The sequence below is a fragment of the Sphingomonas sp. SP6 genome, assembly GCF_058313435.1.
Genome location: NZ_JBZFLG010000003.1, coordinates 262,426 through 278,665 on the forward strand (window position 1 = coordinate 262,426; position 16,240 = coordinate 278,665).

Below are 16,240 nucleotides of genomic sequence, written 5' to 3' on the forward strand. Positions count from 1 at the left end.
GCTAAACCACGGCAGATGCCTCCCTTACTGCATGTCGTTCTCATGAGCAATAACGACGATGGCTAGGCAATGCGAGGTCCGGCTCGTAATGCGCCGCCCATGACAGACACCCGAGTTCCCAGCCGCGTCTTCCCGCGCGCGAAGCAGGACGCCGAAACCGCCAAGAGCGGGGTCTCGACCCCGCAGACCGAGCATCCCTCCTACCGGCTCGCGTTCCAGGACATGGACTTCCTGCTCCGCGAGGATCTCCGCCCGGTCCGCTTCCAGCTCGAACTCCTCAAGACGCAGCAGATTCTCGACGAAGCGCATATCGGCTCGACCTTCGTCTTCTACGGCTCGGCACGCATTCCCGAGCCGGCGAAGGCGCAGGCGCTGCTCGATCTCGCCACCGACGATCAGGGCCGCCGGATCGCGGAACGGCTGGTCGCCAAGAGCCGCTACTACGACACCGCCCGCGAGCTTGCACAGCTGTGCTCCAACTTCCCGAGGGACGAGCGCGGCTTGCGGCACTTCGTCGTCTGCTCCGGCGGGGGGCCGTCGATCATGGAGGCGGCGAACCGCGGCGCGGCGGATGTCCATGCCGAATCGATCGGGCTCAACATCGTCCTGCCGCACGAGCAGGCGCCCAACCCCTATGTCACCCCCTCATTGTCGACGCAGTTCCACTATTTCGCGCTCCGGAAGATGCACTTCCTGCTGCACGCCCGCGCGCTGGCGGTGTTCCCCGGCGGGTTCGGGACCTTCGACGAACTGTTCGAGGTGCTGACGCTGATCCAGACCGGCAAGATCGCCCCGCTTCCCGTCCTCCTGTACGGGCGCGAGTTCTGGGAGCGGGTGATCGACTTCGGCGCGCTGTGCGACGAGGGCGTGATCTCGGAGCGCGACCTCGGCATCTTCCGCTTCGTCGAGACCGCGGCGGAGGGCTGGGCATTGGTCCAGCAATTCTATCGCGATCGGGCGGCGCAGGACCCCGCGCCGCCGAGGTAAGGGGTCAGCCCGTCACTTGCCCCGCGCTGCGGCTTCCCTGGCCGCATTGGGATCGACTGAGGGTGCGCCGCTCGCCGGAGTGCCGGTGTTCGCGATGTCACCGGTCGAGGCGCGGCGATCGGTCGCGACCGCGTCGACCGCATTCGCTGCCGCGGGGGCGGCGCCCGCACCCTTGGAGGCGTCGGCGTTGCCGCCCGCCGCCGGGGCTGCGCCGGCCGCGGGAGCCGCCGGCAGCGGCAGGTTCGAACCCTGCTGGTTGAGATACAGGATGACGTCGGCGCGGTCCTGCGGGTTGCCGAGCCCGGCGAAGGTCATCTTGGTGCCGGCCGCGAACTTGCGCGGGGACGTCAGCCAGGCGTTCAGCTTGTCGAAATCCCAATTGCCGCCCACGCCCTTCAGCGCGTCCGAGAACGGATACCCGCCCTTGCCCTGGGCGATCGCCTCGCCGACGGTCGCATAAAGGTTCGGGCCGACGCCGTTCGCGCCGCCCTGGTTGATCGTGTGGCAGGCGGCGCACTTCTTGAAGACCTCGGCGCCCTTGGCCGCATCCGCCTTGGGCAGCAGGCTCGCGATCGGCACTTCGGCGGCGGCGCCGCCCGCGCCTTCCTCGACGACACCCTCGATCGCATAGCCCATCTTCTCGGGGCGACCGCCATGGAAGAGCATCCCGCCCACGATCGACAGCCCGAGCGCCGCGCCGCACCCGGCCAGCACCCAGCCGGCAATCGTGTTGTTGCGATCGTCCATGTGTTCCGCGAAGCCCCTTTTGATGCGCGCCACCCCATAGGAAAGCGATTCTCGGACCGCAAGCGGCGCTTGAGGCCCCGCGCCCCCTCCCCTACGCGCGCCTGCCATGGATCAATACGCCGCCCCCGCCCGCCCGATCGTCGCCGCCATGACCGAGGCGGCGGCGCGCGCGCCCGACCGCGCTGTCGCGTTCCAGGGCGCGCCGGGCGCGAACAGCCATGTCGCGGTGGGCGAGGCGTTCCCCGACGCGCTCCCCCTTCCCTGCTTCGACTTCGCCGACGCGATCGAGGCGGTGCAGACCGGACGCGCCGACTGCGCGGTCATCCCCATCGAGAACTCGCTCCACGGCCGCGTCGCCGACATCCATTTCCTGCTGCCCGAATCCGGCCTGGTCATCACCGGCGAGCATTTCCTGTCCATCCGCCACGCGCTGATGGGACCGGGAACGCGCGACGACGTGACCGAGGCGGCGAGCCACCCGCAGGCGCTCGGGCAATGCCGGCACTGGCTGCGCGCCCACGGCATCCGCCCGGTCGCCTATCCCGACACCGCCGGCGCGGCGGCACTGGCGGCGGAGCGCGGCGACCCCGCCTTCGGCGCGCTCGCACCCCCGGCGGCGGCGGCGATCTACGGCCTCAACCTGCTCGCCGACGACGCCTCCGACGGCGAGCACAACACCACCCGCTTCGTGACGCTGGCGCGCGGCGGCCGCCCGGCGGTGGGGGACGGCCCGTGGATGACGACCTTCATCTTCGAGGTGAAGAACATTCCCGCCGCGCTCTACAAGGCCATGGGCGGGTTCGCGACCAACGGCGTCAACATGACCAAGCTGGAAAGCTACCAGCACGGCGCCAGCTTCGCCGCGACCGAGTTCTTCTGCGACGTCGAGGGCAAACCCGGCGACGAGCCGTTCGACCGGGCGATGGCGGAACTGGGCTTCCACTCGAAGTGGCTGAGGATGCTCGGCACGTATCGACAGGCGCGCAAGCGGGGTTGAGATCGACGCGAAACCGTCGAAGTTCCGGCATCTGGCGGCAAAACGGAGACGTCGGCCACGCGCTGGCGATGGTGGAAGGTGCGCGTCGGACGACGCATGTGTCACCTTTCGCCGGGACTTCGCCGAGCGCGCGATCGGGTGTCGACAGTGGAAAGAGCGCGGCTCGTTTACGCGATCGGAGGGCTGTAGGACAGCGCCTTGCTAAGATCGCCGAGGCTGCTCCTCAACCGTTCGTCCCGAGCGAAGTCGAGGGACGGGTCACGCGCAATACGTCGGGTGTTTCGACTTCGCTCGACAGGAACGGGAGCAGGAGGAGGACGATGGCCGAGATCAGGACCGAGCGGTTGCTGCTGCGGCCCGTGCGCGAAGACGATCTCGACGCGCTCCATGCAATCCTGAGCGACCCGCGCGCGATGCGCTATTGGTCGACCCCGCCGCATACGACGATCGAGCAGACCCGCGACTGGCTCACGTCGATGATCGCGATTCCACCGGTCGAAGGGGAAGACTTCGTCGTCGAGCGCGACCGCCGCGTGATCGGCAAGGCGGGGCTGTACCGCTTCCCCGAGATCGGCTTCATTTTCACGCCTGCGGTGTGGGGACGCGGGCTGGCGTTCGAGGCACTGGCCGCGGTGATCGCGCGCGCGTTCGAGACGCACGGGCTCACCGCGATCGAAGCCGACGTCGACCCGCGCAACGCCGCATCGCTGCGGCTGCTGAGCCGACTGGCCTTCGTCGAGACACGTCGAGCACCGCGCACCTGCCTCGTCGGCGACGAGTGGTGCGACAGCGTCTATCTCACACTCACGCGCAAGGCGTGGGCGGAGGCGCGTTAGCGTCCCGCGCCCGCCCCGCTGGATCGGCCCGCACCGCCGCCGCCACGGCCACGGCCGCCGCGGCCACCGCCGCCACCCGTGCCGCCGCCGCTCGGCCCGCGCCGGCTCGCACCGGCATAATTGCGTCCGGTCGCGCCCGTGGCGACCGGCGCGTGCGTCGCACGCGGCCGCGCGGGACCGCGCTGCTGGCGGGGACGGTCCTCACGCGGCGCGGGATCGGCGCCGATCGCCTTGACCCGCGTGTTCTTGATCGCCTCGGCCTGCTTCAGGAAATCGTCCGGCAGCGGCACGACCGCGATCTTCTGGCGGGTCAGCTTCTCGATGTCTTTGAGGTACGGCCGCTCGTCGTCGGCGCAGAAGGCGATGGCGATGCCGCTCTTCCCCGCGCGCGCCGTCCGCCCGATGCGGTGGACGTACTGCTCGGCGACGTTGGGCAGCTCGAAGTTGACGACGTGGCTGACGCCGGAGACGTCGATCCCGCGCGCGGCGATGTCGGTCGCGACCAGGATCGGCACCTGGCCGTCCTTGAACGCGGCGAGCGCGCGCTCGCGCTGCGGCTGGCTCTTGTTGCCGTGGATCGCGTTCGCGGCGATGCCGTTGCCGGCGAGCAGCTTCACGACCCGGTCGGCGCCGTGCTTGGTGCGGGTGAAGACGAGCGCACGCTCGACCGCGGGGTCTTGCAGCGTGATCGTCAGCAGCGCCTGCTTCTCGGTCTGGTTGACGAAGGTGACCGACTGATCGACGCGCTCGGCGGTGGTCGCCGCGGGCTTGACGCTGACGGTCGCCGGGTCGTGCAGGAACTGCGAGGCGAGATCGCGGATCGCGACCGGCATCGTCGCCGAGAAGAACAGCGTCTGGCGCTTCCTCGGCAGCATCCGCACGATCTTCTTAAGCGCGTGGATGAAGCCCAGGTCGAGCATCTGGTCCGCCTCGTCGAGGACCAGGATCTCGATCGTCGACAGGTTGAGGAACCCTTGCTCGACGATGTCGATCAGCCGGCCCGGGGTCGCGACCAGGATGTCGACGCCGTTGCGGACATCGGCGCGGTTCTTGTTGATGCTGGTCCCGCCGAACACGGTCGCGACCGACAGCTTGGAGAACTGGCCGTAGGCGCGGGCGCTCTCGGCGATCTGGCTGGCGAGCTCGCGGGTGGGGGCGAGCACCAGCATCCGGCAGTGGATCGGCAGCACACGCTTGCCGGCGGCGGCCATGCGGTGGATCGAGGGGAGGACGAAGGCGGCGGTCTTGCCGGTGCCGGTCTGCGCGATGCCGAGCAGGTCGCGGCCCTCGAGCACCAGCGGGATCGCGTCCTGCTGGATCGGGGTCGGGGTCTCGTACCCCTTGGCGGCAAGCGCGCGGACGAGCGGTTCGGCGAGGCCGAGATGTGCGAAAGACATGGGTATGGAGTCCGTAGGTATGCCGGGCTCGCACGTCGTCGGACGCACGAGGGGCGGGGGAGAATGACACCCCGCGTGAAAAGGGAAGCCCGTTGAAACGACCGAGGCGGAGCTCAAGCGCAGGGCGGACCCGACTGCTCGATCACGCTGCATACGCCTCGATGATGACGCATCTGTGCGCAGATGCGGCAAAAGTCAAGGTGGGGTGGAATCGAGGCGGTCAGACGTGAACGACGCCGGGGTACTGGGCCATCGCATGATCCGTGGTGACGATCGTCAATTGCTGAACACCGGCCTGAACGATCAGCATCCGATCGAACGGATCACGGTGTAGGTGCGGTAACTCCGAGAGAGCGAAGCAATGCTCGCTCCGCAGGAGCAGTTCGGCATGTTCGGCTGCGAGCAGCTTCTCCCGCAAGCGGCGGGGCTCGACCCGGAAGTCGGGGCGATCGAGCGCCCGCTTGATCGCGATCTCCCAGATGCTCACGGTGCTGAACCAAAGCTGGTTCTCGGCCCGCTCGATCAGGTCGCGCGCCGCTTTCGAAAGCCGATCGGGTTCGCCCGCCGTCCACAACAGCAATTGGGTGTCGAGCAGGAGCCTCAAGCCTGACCGTCCGCACGTCCGTAGAACATCGCCTCGATCTCGGCTTGGCCCATCGTGTTGAAGTCGTCCGGAACGGAGATCTCGCCCTCCATGAACCCGATCCGGCGCTTCGCCGGCTTCGCTTCGTCACCGTCGAACGGAACCACCTTCACCAGCGGTTTGCCCGCGCGGGCGATGACGAACGGGTCGCCGGCCGCCGCCGCCGTCACCAGCTTCGACAGATGGGTCTTCGCCTCATGCATGTTGACCTTGCGCATGAGGGTGGACTTAGTCCGGTCGTGATGCGGGCGCAAGGAAGGCCGACGGCGAAGCCGTCGGCCGGACCGAGCGCGTGATGCGCGCCCGTCCGCCGTCCGGGCAAGCTGTTCGCGCTGCGCGCGACCGCCGCGGAACTTACCTTCCGCGTGCTACAACTTGCGCGAGATCACTTCCTTCATGATCTCGTTCGTGCCGCCGTAGATCCGCGACACGCGCGCCGCGCGCCACATCCGGGCGATCGGATATTCGTTCATGTACCCCGCGCCGCCGTGGAGCTGGAGGCACTTGTCCATCACCTCCCACTGAAGGTCGGTGTGCCACAGCTTGGCGGCGGCGCCCTCCTCGTTGGTCAGCTTGCCTTCGAGGTGGCGCTTGATCGCCCAGTCGAGATGCGCCCAGCCGACCTGGAGCTTGGCCTTCAGGTCCGCGAGGACGAACTTGGTGTTCTGGAAGTCGAAGATTGTGCCCTTGAACGCCTTCCTGTCCTTCACGAACGCGACCGTGTCGTCGAACGCCTTCTGCGACGAGGCCTGGACGCTGACCGCGATCGACAGCCGCTCCTGGGGCAGCTGGCTCATCAGGTAGATGAAGCCCATTCCCTCTTCACCGAGGCAATTGGTGATGGGCACGCGGACGTCGTTGAAAAACAATTCGGACGTGTCGGCGGCGTCCTGGCCGATCTTGTCGAGCTTGCGGCCCTTCTGGAATCCCTCGCGGTCGCTCTCGACCAGGATGATCGACATGCCCTTGTACGCCGGCTGCGCGTCCGGATCGGTCTTGGCGACGACCAGCGTCAGGTCGGTGTTCTGGCCGTTGGTGATGTAGGTCTTGGAGCCGTTGAGGACGTAATGGTTGCCGTCCTTTTTCGCGGTCGTGCGGATCGACTGGAGGTCGCTCCCCGTCCCCGGCTCGGTCATCGCGATCGCCGTGACGACCTCGCCCGAGACCATCTTGGGAAGCCATTCGGCCTTCTGCTCCTCCGAGCCGTAATGCTCCATATAGCCGGCGACGATGTCCGACTGGAGCGAGAAGCCCGCGGGGACGCCCGCATAGGCCATCTCCTCGTCGACGATCGCGTTGTAGCCGAAGTCGAGCCCCAGCCCCCCGTACGCCTCGGGCACGGTCGGGCACAGCATCCCCATCTCCCCCGCCTGCCGCCAGAAGCTCTTGGGGACGAGCCGATCCTTCTCCCACTGGTCGGCGTGGGGCACGCCTTCCTTGGCGAGAAAGCCGCGCACGGTCGCGCGGAACGCCTCGTGATCCTCGGTGTAGGCGAAGCGGCCGGGCAAGGTATCGAGCGACATGGGACATCCCCTCCGAAGTGTTTGATCCGCTTGTCGCGGCGGCTGCGGAAGGGGTCAAGTAACTTTTGTTATGGTGCGCAGCGCGCGACCAGGGCGCGGGTGTGCGCGGCGTCGAGCTCGCCCGCGACATCGGCGCAGCGGCGGCCCTGCGCGTCGGTCGCGAAGGCATAGGGAAGGCCGGGCGCGCGGGCGAACACCGTCTCGGCGAAACGAAGCCGCTCGGGGGGCGAGAGCTTCCATACCGCCCAGACCGGCAGCCCCGCGAGCATCGTGCGGGTCGATTTCGCATCGTCGATCGCGACGACGCGGACGACGCGCGGCTCGGCGGCGACGGCGATCGCCTCGCGGTGTGCGATCTCGTCTCGGCACGGCGCGCACCAGCCGGCGACGACGAGTACCACCGCCGACGGCGGCGCGGCCGGGGCCGAAGCAGCGACGAGCATCGGTGCCACGACGGGCGCGAAAAGAGTCGACAAGCGCATCCGCGATGAGGTTTCTCCCGGATGTTGGGGGAGAGCAAGATCATGATGTTGCCAAGTCTGCTGCTGGCGGCCGCCGCCGCACCGGCAGCGCCCGCTACCGCGGCACCGGTCACGGTGCAGGCACAGTTCGACGCCGCCAACGCGGCGTTCGACGCGATGCGGTGCCAGGATGCTGTTGCGGGCTATTCGGCGGTCGAGCACGCTCCGGGGATCATGCGCAACGCGCTCGCGCGCGCCACCTTGGCGGTGCGCAAGGGCGTGTGCATGATCCGCACCGGTCGGGTCGCCGAGGGCGAGGCCTCGATCCGCAGCGGATTGCCGGTGGTCGAAGCCAGGGGTGCCGAGTTCGCTCGCGACGTGCGCGACGCCCGCCTCGCGCTGGCCGGCGCGGCGCAGCTCCACTTCGACTATGACGCGGCCATCGCGGAGGCGGAGAAGGCGTTGGCGCTTTCGACCGGGATCGAGCGCGTGCAGCCGCTGCTCACCCTCTCGGCGGTCACGATGTTCGACGGCGACGGGCGTGCGCTCCGCTACGCCGAGGAGGCGAGCACCGAGATCAAGTCGGCGAAGGCCAGCAAGGCCGACGTCGCCTCGGTGCAGACCCAATATGCGCGCGTGCTGCTCAACGCGGGGCGGACGAAGGACGCCTATGCGATGCTCAAGGACAGTCTGGCCAAACAGGGCGGTCTGGGCACCAGGATCCACATCGAGGACGTGGCGACCCGGTCCGACCTGGCGATCGCGGCGCTGCTGACCGGGGACAAGGACGGCGCGCGCGAGTACCTTGCCTACACCAACGCCGGGCGGATCAGCCAAGCCCCGTTCGCGCAGGCGCGATCGATGGATGCGCCGACCTGCGATCCGGCGATCGGACTGAAGCCGAGCGATGTCGCGGTGGTCCAGTTCGCGCTCGACGAGAACGGCGGGATCATCTCGTCGCTGCCGATCTACGTCACCGGCAATCGCTCGGCGGCGATCGCGTTCGCGCGCGCCGTTGCGGGCTGGTCGTGGAAGGCGGAACAGGCGAAGGCGATCCCGATCTTCTACCGCGCGCTGACCCGGGTCGAGCTGCGGTGCTCGACGGCGGCGGACGTGCCCGGCCCGGGCCGGGCGGTGGTCGACGCAATGAAGGGGTGGCTGTTCGATGGAAGTGCGCCGGCCTGGGACGACATGAGCGACGCCGCTGCGGCTCCCCTCCAGCGCGCCGCGCTCGCCGCGGCGAAGCCGGGCTCGCGCGAGGAACTCGCCGCTGAGATCGCCCTCGCCGCGAACGTCTCGCTGTCCGACGAAGAGCGGTTCGGCTTCGTAGAGCGTGCGGGTGCGGCCGGTGCGCTGACGTCCGCGCCCGCCGCGGTGCACACGTGGATCGGCATCAACCGGGTTCATGCGCGCGCCAAGTCGCGAGCGAGCTACCTCCAAGGCGTGAGCGCGCTGCTCACCGATCCGGTGATTGCCGCCGATCCGGTCGCCGCCGCGGTACTCCGGCTGAACATGGCCGGCGCAGAGGAGGGCGGCGCGCCCAGCAAGGACACTGCCCTGCTTCTGGATCAGGTGATCGAAGCACCGGGCCTGCCCGAGCACCACCCGCTCAAGGTCAATGCACTGCTGCGCAAGGCGAACCTGCTTGCGCGCGAGGGCGACGCCGCGGGCGCGGGCGCCGCCTTCCGCCGTACCGGCCTTTCCGCCGAACAATGCGCGATGCTCGGCGTCACGCCCGCGATGCGCAGCAGCGGGGCCAGCTCATCCGATTTTCCGCAGGAGGCGCAGCGCTGGGGCTTCGAGGGCTGGGTGCAGACCGAGTTCGACATCGCCGCCGACGGCCGCACCGCGCAGCAGCGCGCGCTGATCGCCTATCCGCCGTTCGTCTTCGACGAGGCGGCGACGGGGATCGCGAAGCAATCGCGCTGGACGAGCAGCTATCGACCCGGCGGCTCGCTGGCGTGCACCGCCAGCCACCTGCCGGTCCGGTTCCTGATGCCCTAGCCCCGCGCCGCCAGCGTCACGATCGACACGCCCGGCGTCATCGGCACGCGACCGACGAGGTGGCGCTCCAGCCGGAAGATGCGCTCGAACAGCGCGTTGACGGGCTTTGCGGGCGGCGAATCGTCGCTGTCGTCGCGGCCGGTGATCCGCCCCGCGACGCGCGCGGCGGCGGCGAGCGGGAAGAGGAGCGAATTCATCCAGCGCATCTTGCGCGAGCGCAGCCCGGCGTCGGCGATCGCCTTCGCGAGCGTCGCCTTGGTGTAGCGGCGGTGGTGGTGGTTCACCACGTCGTGCGCGCTCCACAGCCACGGGTGCGCGGGGACGGCGATCAGGATGCGGCCGCCGGGCTTGAGGCAATCGGCCATCGCGCGCAGCGCCGCGACGTCGTCCTCGATATGCTCGACGACGTCGAGCACCGCGATCAGGTCGTAGGCGCCGCGCTCGACACCCGTGAGCGCGGGGAGCGGCGCATCGCCGACCGGACGGCCGAGCCGCTGCGCCGCGACCGCGCGCGCCGCCGGATCGATCTCGATCGCGTCGACCTCGCCGAAGCGCGCGAGCATCGGCAGGTTGTGCCCGGTGCCGCAGCCGATCTCCAGGATGCGCGCGTCCTTGGGCAGCCCGGCGTAGCGGGTGATGTAGTCCGCCAGCACCTCGCGGCGCGCGCGGTACCACCAATGGGTCGAATCGTGCTCGGCCATGCGATCGTAGACACGTCGATCCATTATCTGAAAACCCAGAGGCGGTTGAGCGCGAAGGTGACGAGCGGAGTGACGAACAGGATCGGGACCAGCGGCCACCACGTCGCGCCGTGGAACAGCGGCCCGGTCAGCACCCAGACGAACATCGTGTTGAGCGCGAAGCTGACGAGCGAGACGGCGAAGAACCGCGACGAGGTGGCGACCTCGTCCTCGCGGCTGCCATGTCCCTTGAAGCTCCACCGGCTGTGGAGGAAATAGCCGCTCACCATCGCCGCGAGATAGCCCAGCACGTTGCCGATAAGAGGCCATTCCGCGCCGCTGCCGACGTGCAGGATGCGATGGCCGTAGGTCGCGACCGGCCAATAGACGATCGTGTAGATCGCGGTCGCCAGCCCGCCCGCGATCCCGAAGCGGACGAGCTGCCAGAAGACCGCGCGGGTCTCGGGATGATCCAGGCGGGAGAGGAGCGCCGTCATACTTGCCCTTTGCGCGCGCGCGGCTAAGCCCGCGCGTCGGCGGCGGTGATGCCGCGGGTCCCTAATGCCGCGCCAAGGGTGAGGAAAGCGTTTTGACCGAACCCGCCCCCGATGATCCCGGCGCCGGATCGACCCTGAAGGCGGAGCTCGACCGTTACTGGCTGCGGCTGACGCTGGTCGCATGGGTGTGCGTCGGCGCATGGTTCGTGGTCGATTACTGGCCCAACATCCGCTTCCTGTCGCTTGGCGACACCGACGACAACATGCGGCTGATGCAGGTCCGCGGGCTGCTCGGCGGGCAGGGCTGGTACGATCTGCGCGACTACCGGCTGAACCCTCCGGCCGGCTTCGACATCCACTGGAGCCGGCTGGTCGACCTGCCGATCGCGGCGCTGATCCTGGTGCTGCGCCCGCTCGCCGGGCCGGTGTGGGCCGAGCGCCTGGCGTGCGGCGTCGCGCCGCTCTTGCCGCTGTCGATCGCGATGATCTCGATCGCGGCCACCGTGCGGCGGCTGATCGCGCCGCTCGCCTGGCCGCTCGCGCTGGTCTTCCTGATGGGATGCTCGGCGACGCTGGCGATGTTCATGCCCGAGCGGATCGACCATCACGGCTGGCAGCTGGCGATGCTGGCGGTCAGCGTCGCCGGGCTCTGCGATCCGCGCGGCGTGCGCGGCGGCGCGCTGGTCGGGGTGTCGAGCGCGGTGTCGCTGACGATCGGGCTCGAGCTGATGCCCTATGCGGCGTCGGCGGGGGCGATCATCGCGCTGCGCTGGGTCTGGGACCGGGCGGAAGCGGAGCGGCTCAAGGTCTATGCGCTGACGCTCGCGGGCGGGGCGGCGCTGGGCTTCGTCGTGTTCGCGTCGAATGCCAACCGGGTGATGCGCTGCGACGCGCTGACGCCGGTGTGGCTGTCGGCGGTGATCGCCGCGGGGGCGTTGCTGTTCGTGCTGTCGCTGCTCCGCGTCGAGCGGCGCGAGGTGCGCCTCGCGCTGGCGCTGGCGGCGGGGGGCGCGGTCGCGGCCTTCTTCGCCCTCGCCTTCCCGCAATGCCTGGGCCGCCCCGAGCAGGTCAGCCAGGAACTGTACGACCAGTGGCTGGCGAACGTCCGCGAGGCCAAGCCGATCTACAAGCATCCCTTGCGCGTCGCCTTTCCGATCGTCGCGCTGCCGGTGGTGGGCGTGATCGGCGCGATCGTCGCGACATGGCGCGCGCGGCGGGCGGACAATCTCGTCGGGTGGGCGAGCGTCCTCCTGTTCGTCGCCTTCGCCGCCGCCATGCTGCTGTGGCAGGCGCGCGCCGGCCCGGCGGCGCAGCTGATGGCGGTGCCGGGCGCGACCGCGCTCGGCTGGCTGCTGCTGCCGCGACTGCTCGGCAGCCGGATGATGCTGGTCCGGGTGTTCGGGACGGTCGCGGGGTTCCTGATCGTGTCCGGCCTGTTCGCCGGGCTCGCGATCAAGTGGCTCCCGATCGACCGGCCGAGCGACTATACGAAGCGGGTGAACCGCGCCGGCGCGCGGTGCAACGCGCTCCCCCAGCTCGCCCGGCTGGACCGCATCCTGCCGCCGCAGACCGTCTTCACCTTCGTCGATCTCGGCCCGCGGCTGATCGCGACGACGCGCCTCTCGGCGATCGCGGGACCATATCACCGCAACGGCGACGCGATCCTCGACGTCCAGCACGCCTTCAAGCGCTCGCCCGAACAGGCGCGCGCGATCATCAAGCGCCACGGCGCGACGGTGCTGCTGGTCTGCCCGAACATGGCGGAGTCGACGGTCTATCGCGCGCGGGCGAAGGGCGGGTTCTACGACCGCCTGGCGCACGACGAGCAGTTCGACTGGCTGGAGCCGGTGCCGCTGTGGAAGGACGCGCCGTTCCGGGCGTGGCGGGTGCGGTGAGCGGGGGCTGACCGCGATCAATCCGCGCGCGCGCGCAGCCGCAGCCGCGTCATCATCGCCTGCACGTCGACCGCGGAGCGGCCCTGCGCGTCGGCGACGGCCTGGACGCTTCCCCCTTCGGCGAGGCGCGTGCGAAGGTCCGAAAGGGCGGTCTGCGTCCAGCGCTGATGTGGGATCATGGCGCGACGTTTGCGCTCCCTTGCGCCGCGACGCCAGCGCCGTCGTCGCGGAGCCCCGCGCTACCCGCCGACGACCGTCTGTTCGATCGTCCCGAAAATCGGGTGGTGGCGCTCGTCCTCCGCCCAGATCCGCACCGTGTCGCCCACCTTCAGGAAAGGCGTCGCCGGCTTCCCGTCCCGGATCGTCTCGACGGTGCGGACCTCGGCGAGGCACGAATAACCGACTCCGCCGTCGGCGATCGGCTTGCCCGGGCCGCCCTCGGCGTCGCGGTTCGAGACGGTGCCCGAGCCGATGATCGTCCCCGCCCCGAGCGCGCGGGTCTTCGCGGCGTGCGCGATCAGCGTGCCGAAGTCGAAGGTCATGTCCTCCCCCGCCTCGGCACGGCCGAACGGCTGGCCGTTGAGGTCAACCATCAGCTTGCGGTGGAGCTTGCCGTCTCGCCACCAGTCGCCGAGCGCGTCCGGCGTGACGAACACCGGCGAAAAGGCGCTGGCGGGCTTGGACTGGAAGAAGCCGAAGCCCTTGGCGAGTTCGCCGGGGATCAGGTTGCGCAGCGACACGTCGTTGGTCAGCCCCACCAGCCGCACCGCCGCCACCGCCGCCTCGCGCGACGCGCCCGGCGGCACGTCGCCGGTGACGACCACCACCTCGGCCTCCAGATCGCAGCCCCAGCTCTCGTCGGCGAGCGGGATGGCGTCGCGGGGTCCAAGGAAGCCGTCGCTCCCGCCCTGGTACATCAGCGGATCGTGCCAGAAGGTCTCCGGCATGTCCGCCCCGCGCGCCTGGCGGACCAGCGCGACGTGGTTCACGTACGCCGAGCCGTCCGCCCACTGATACGCGCGCGGCAGCGGCGAGGCGGCGTCGTGCTCGTGGAACCGCTCGCGCGGGATCGCTTCGTTGCGGAGGTCGATCGCGAGCAGTTCGAGCTGCGGCGCGACCCGGTCCCAGTCGTCGAGCGCGGCCTGGAGCGTCGGGCAGAGATGTGCGGCGTCCGCGCACCAGGCGAGATCGTCGGAGACCACGACGAGACGCCCGTCGCGTCCACCCTTCAGACTGGCCAATTTCACGCACGTCTCTCCTCGTTGCCGCGGAGAGGTCTAGCGCGCCCGAACCCCGCGCGCCATGCCGGCGACGGCTTTGATCCATGGCAAAGCGCGGTCGATCCGATCCGCTATCATCGTCGCGCCGGACCGACTCGGGTGGCGTAGCGAGTCGATGATCCGGGATCAGACGGGGACGCTCCATGACCGACCAGCGTTACTTTCAGAACCGTGCCGAGACCGAGCGCCGGCGCGCGCAATCCGCCGCCGGGACCGCGGCGGCACATGCCCATGCGAAGCTTGCCGACCTGTACCGCGAGCGTGCCGAGGCGGAGGCGCGCGACCAGCAGACCGCCTGACTTTTCCACCCGCGCGCCCCACATCGGCGCGCGATGGGACGAGTCAGTCGGTTGCGCGGGCTCGCGGCGGCGGAGGCGCTGGCCGCGCGCGCGGTGGAAGCGCCGCGATGCGCGCTGTGCGGCAGACCGCTCGGCGCCAAGGTCGAGGCGCACCATGTCGTGCCGAAGAGCGAGGGCGGGCGCGAGACGCTGCCGGTCCATCCGATCTGCCACCGCGCGATCCACGCGGCGCTGCCCAATGCGGAGCTGGCGGGCCTCGCGACCTTGGACGCCGCGCGCGCCGAGCCGGCGGTCGCCCGCTTCCTCGCCTGGGTCGCGGACAAGCCGCCCGACTTCCACGCGCCCACCCGTCGGCGGCGTTAGCGCAGCCGCCACGCTCCGGCGACCGCGCGGTCGCAGCCGCCGGGTCGCCGGTAAAGGCAGATCGCGCGCGCCTGCCGATCGGCGCGCGAGGTGAAGGGCGCGGCCGGAGTGCGGCACCCGACCCGCGCATAGCCCGGCGGCATCGCGCTCGCCCCCGCCGGCGTGGTCAGGATCGCGTCGAACCCGGGCGCGATCCGCGCCAGCGTCGCCGGATCCATCGGCGGGACGCCCAGTTCGTCGCGGGCGGTGACCGGGTAGATCGGCACGTCGCGGTGGAGGAAGGTCCACCCGCCCGACTGCCAGTAGCGCATGTCGTAGGTGGCGATCCCGCACAGCTTCGGGTCGCGTCCGGCGAGCGTCGCCGCCTCGAGCGCGGGCGCGCCGTCCGACCAGCGCCAGCGCCTCTCGCCGGTGAGGGCGAGCGCGAGGCTGACCGCGGCCCACCCCGCGAACGCCGCCGCGATCCATGCGCCCCGATGCGTCCACGCCATCTCGACCAGCGTCGCCGTCCCGAGTGCGGCCAGGATCACCAGCAACGTCATCGCGAACAGGATGAAGCGCAGTTCCTTGTGCCCGATCGCCATGTGGAGCACGATCGTCAGCACCGCGGCCGCGAGGAGCTGGGGATAGCGCCGCGCCCCGAAGATCGCGAGGAACACGATCGGCATCAGCGCGATGCTCCACCAGCGGCGCAGCTCGACGAGGTAGAAGAGCGGCCCCGACACCCCGTAGGTCGCCGACGCATTGTCGACGACGTTGCGGCGGTAATTCGCCGCGATCCACGCGAAGGGCGTCGCGCCGCTCGCCAGATCGACCGCGGCGGAGATCGCCAGCACCGGCAGCGCGCCCGCGATCGCCGCGGTCCAGGCGCGGGGATCGAGACGGCAGCGCCAGGCGACCAGTAGGGCCAGCGCGGGGGCGTAGTGGAAGCGGACCAGCGCGGCGAAAGCGAGCAGCGCGCCGGCGAACATCAACGCCGTCCGTCCCGAGCGAAGTCGAGGACCGATGGCCTCGGCCTCCACGGTGCCTCGACCGCGCTCGGCACGGACGGAGGACGCGCCTACTCCTTCAAAGAGCAGCGCCACTCCCGGCACGGCCGCCGCGGTCGCGATCGTCTCGGTCAGCGTGTGGCTCGCGAAGAAGACCTGATCGAACCAGGTCGCCGTCACGAACGCCGCCAACAGCGCGTGGCGGCGCGACACCCGGTCTCCCAGCGACCATGCGCCCCACACCGTGCCCAGGGTCGCCAGCGCCACCGCCAGGCGCGGCAGCAGCACGTGAGCGCCGAGACCTTCGCCCGCCCACATCGGCGCGGCGAGCAGACCCGGCACCAGCCAGCTGCGCATCCCGTCGCGATATTCCCAGGGGACGTAGCCGTAACCGAACACCAGCCGGTGCGCCTGCTCCAGATATTGGAACACCTCGTCCGGATGGTGGACGCTCGCGCCCCAGGTCACCGCCAGCCGCAGGACGGCGGCGAGCAGCAGCAGCGCCGCGAGCGGCGATCGAGAGGCGGAGCGCATCGCCCGCTCGTGCCCGCCCCTCGTCCACGCGGCAAGCGGCGTTCGCCCGCGTCATTTGTCCCGGCGCGGCCGTCGACACCGCGGCCCGCCTCGTCCAGAACGGGCCCG

General features: G+C 70.1%; 18 protein-coding genes. 7 read left to right on the plus strand and 11 right to left on the minus strand.

Annotation, left to right across the window (positions count from 1 at the left end):
* The first annotated feature begins 99 nt into the window (after window positions 1-99).
* Window positions 100-987 (plus strand): LOG family protein, encoded by an 888-nt coding sequence (locus AC4GYY_RS11445; RefSeq protein ID WP_491120671.1) that lies wholly within the window; start codon window positions 100-102, stop codon window positions 985-987.
* 12 nt (window positions 988-999) lie between these two features.
* Here AC4GYY_RS11445 and AC4GYY_RS11450 read toward each other — a convergent pair whose 3' ends face one another.
* Window positions 1,000-1,734, minus strand: a complete 735-nt coding sequence (locus AC4GYY_RS11450; RefSeq protein WP_491120673.1) for a c-type cytochrome — start codon at window positions 1,732-1,734, stop codon at window positions 1,000-1,002.
* Between the two features lie 106 nt (window positions 1,735-1,840).
* Here AC4GYY_RS11450 and AC4GYY_RS11455 point away from each other — a divergent pair, with 106 nt between their 5' ends.
* Window positions 1,841-2,731: a prephenate dehydratase gene (locus AC4GYY_RS11455; RefSeq protein ID WP_491120675.1), complete on the plus strand. Its 891-nt coding sequence runs from the start codon at window positions 1,841-1,843 to the stop codon at window positions 2,729-2,731.
* A gap of 320 nt (window positions 2,732-3,051) precedes the next feature.
* Window positions 3,052-3,567 carry a GNAT family N-acetyltransferase gene (locus tag AC4GYY_RS11460; RefSeq protein ID WP_491120677.1) on the plus strand — a complete coding sequence of 172 codons (516 nt, stop codon included), beginning with the start codon at window positions 3,052-3,054 and terminating at the stop codon, window positions 3,565-3,567.
* Here the strand turns inward: AC4GYY_RS11460 and AC4GYY_RS11465 are convergent.
* The 5 genes from AC4GYY_RS11465 to AC4GYY_RS11485 all read right to left on the minus strand — a co-directional run bounded on the left by AC4GYY_RS11465 (window position 3,564) and on the right by AC4GYY_RS11485 (window position 7,582).
* Window positions 3,564-4,964: a DEAD/DEAH box helicase gene (locus AC4GYY_RS11465; RefSeq protein WP_491120679.1), complete on the minus strand. Its 1,401-nt coding sequence runs from the start codon at window positions 4,962-4,964 to the stop codon at window positions 3,564-3,566. The two genes, AC4GYY_RS11460 and AC4GYY_RS11465, sit on opposite strands and share 4 nt — an antisense overlap.
* 220 nt (window positions 4,965-5,184) lie before the next feature.
* The gene (locus AC4GYY_RS11470; protein WP_491120681.1) at window positions 5,185-5,568 is read right to left on the minus strand and encodes a type II toxin-antitoxin system VapC family toxin; all 384 of its coding nucleotides are present in this window, start codon (window positions 5,566-5,568) and stop codon (window positions 5,185-5,187) included.
* A complete protein-coding gene (locus AC4GYY_RS11475; protein WP_491120683.1) occupies window positions 5,565-5,825 on the minus strand; it encodes a type II toxin-antitoxin system Phd/YefM family antitoxin in 261 nt (86 codons plus the stop codon). Before AC4GYY_RS11475 ends, AC4GYY_RS11470 begins: the two co-directional genes overlap by 4 nt.
* 150 nt (window positions 5,826-5,975) lie before the next feature.
* Window positions 5,976-7,130, minus strand: a complete 1,155-nt coding sequence (locus AC4GYY_RS11480) for an acyl-CoA dehydrogenase family protein (protein WP_491120685.1) — start codon at window positions 7,128-7,130, stop codon at window positions 5,976-5,978.
* Between the two features lie 68 nt (window positions 7,131-7,198).
* Window positions 7,199-7,582 carry a hypothetical protein gene (locus tag AC4GYY_RS11485; protein ID WP_491120687.1) on the minus strand — a complete coding sequence of 128 codons (384 nt, stop codon included), beginning with the start codon at window positions 7,580-7,582 and terminating at the stop codon, window positions 7,199-7,201.
* Window positions 7,583-7,654: 72 nt separating this feature from the next.
* On the opposite strand from AC4GYY_RS11485, the gene AC4GYY_RS11490 reads away from it, so the two are divergent.
* Window positions 7,655-9,595 (plus strand): energy transducer TonB, encoded by a 1,941-nt coding sequence (locus tag AC4GYY_RS11490; RefSeq protein ID WP_491120688.1) that lies wholly within the window; start codon window positions 7,655-7,657, stop codon window positions 9,593-9,595.
* On the opposite strand, the gene AC4GYY_RS11495 is transcribed toward AC4GYY_RS11490, so the two are convergent.
* Window positions 9,592-10,320, minus strand: coding sequence for a class I SAM-dependent methyltransferase (locus AC4GYY_RS11495; RefSeq protein WP_491120690.1), 729 nt, complete (start codon window positions 10,318-10,320; stop codon window positions 9,592-9,594). The genes AC4GYY_RS11490 and AC4GYY_RS11495 overlap by 4 nt on opposite strands.
* Window positions 10,320-10,772, minus strand: coding sequence for a GtrA family protein (locus tag AC4GYY_RS11500; protein ID WP_491120691.1), 453 nt, complete (start codon window positions 10,770-10,772; stop codon window positions 10,320-10,322). The genes AC4GYY_RS11495 and AC4GYY_RS11500 overlap by 1 nt, the downstream gene beginning before the upstream one ends.
* Before the next feature lie 92 nt (window positions 10,773-10,864).
* Between AC4GYY_RS11500 and AC4GYY_RS11505 the strand changes: the two genes are divergently transcribed.
* Window positions 10,865-12,667: an AcrB/AcrD/AcrF family protein gene (locus AC4GYY_RS11505; protein ID WP_491120693.1), complete on the plus strand. Its 1,803-nt coding sequence runs from the start codon at window positions 10,865-10,867 to the stop codon at window positions 12,665-12,667.
* A gap of 17 nt (window positions 12,668-12,684) precedes the next feature.
* Here the strand turns inward: AC4GYY_RS11505 and AC4GYY_RS11510 are convergent, their stop codons facing one another.
* Entirely contained in the window at window positions 12,685-12,846 is a 162-nt protein-coding gene (locus AC4GYY_RS11510) for a hypothetical protein (protein ID WP_491120694.1), read from the minus strand.
* A gap of 60 nt (window positions 12,847-12,906) precedes the next feature.
* The gene (locus AC4GYY_RS11515) at window positions 12,907-13,914 is read right to left on the minus strand and encodes a fumarylacetoacetate hydrolase family protein (RefSeq protein WP_491120696.1); all 1,008 of its coding nucleotides are present in this window, start codon (window positions 13,912-13,914) and stop codon (window positions 12,907-12,909) included.
* Window positions 13,915-14,090: 176 nt separating this feature from the next.
* Between AC4GYY_RS11515 and AC4GYY_RS11520 the strand changes: the two genes are divergently transcribed.
* Together AC4GYY_RS11520 and AC4GYY_RS11525 are read left to right on the plus strand one after the other, a co-directional pair.
* Window positions 14,091-14,246 (plus strand): hypothetical protein, encoded by a 156-nt coding sequence (locus AC4GYY_RS11520; RefSeq protein WP_491120698.1) that lies wholly within the window; start codon window positions 14,091-14,093, stop codon window positions 14,244-14,246.
* A gap of 33 nt (window positions 14,247-14,279) precedes the next feature.
* Window positions 14,280-14,609 carry an HNH endonuclease gene (locus AC4GYY_RS11525; protein ID WP_491120700.1) on the plus strand — a complete coding sequence of 110 codons (330 nt, stop codon included), beginning with the start codon at window positions 14,280-14,282 and terminating at the stop codon, window positions 14,607-14,609.
* Here AC4GYY_RS11525 and AC4GYY_RS11530 read toward each other — a convergent pair.
* Window positions 14,606-16,132 carry a glycosyltransferase family protein gene (locus AC4GYY_RS11530; RefSeq protein WP_491120702.1) on the minus strand — a complete coding sequence of 509 codons (1,527 nt, stop codon included), beginning with the start codon at window positions 16,130-16,132 and terminating at the stop codon, window positions 14,606-14,608. The genes AC4GYY_RS11525 and AC4GYY_RS11530 overlap by 4 nt on opposite strands.
* Window positions 16,133-16,240: the final 108 nt, after the last annotated feature.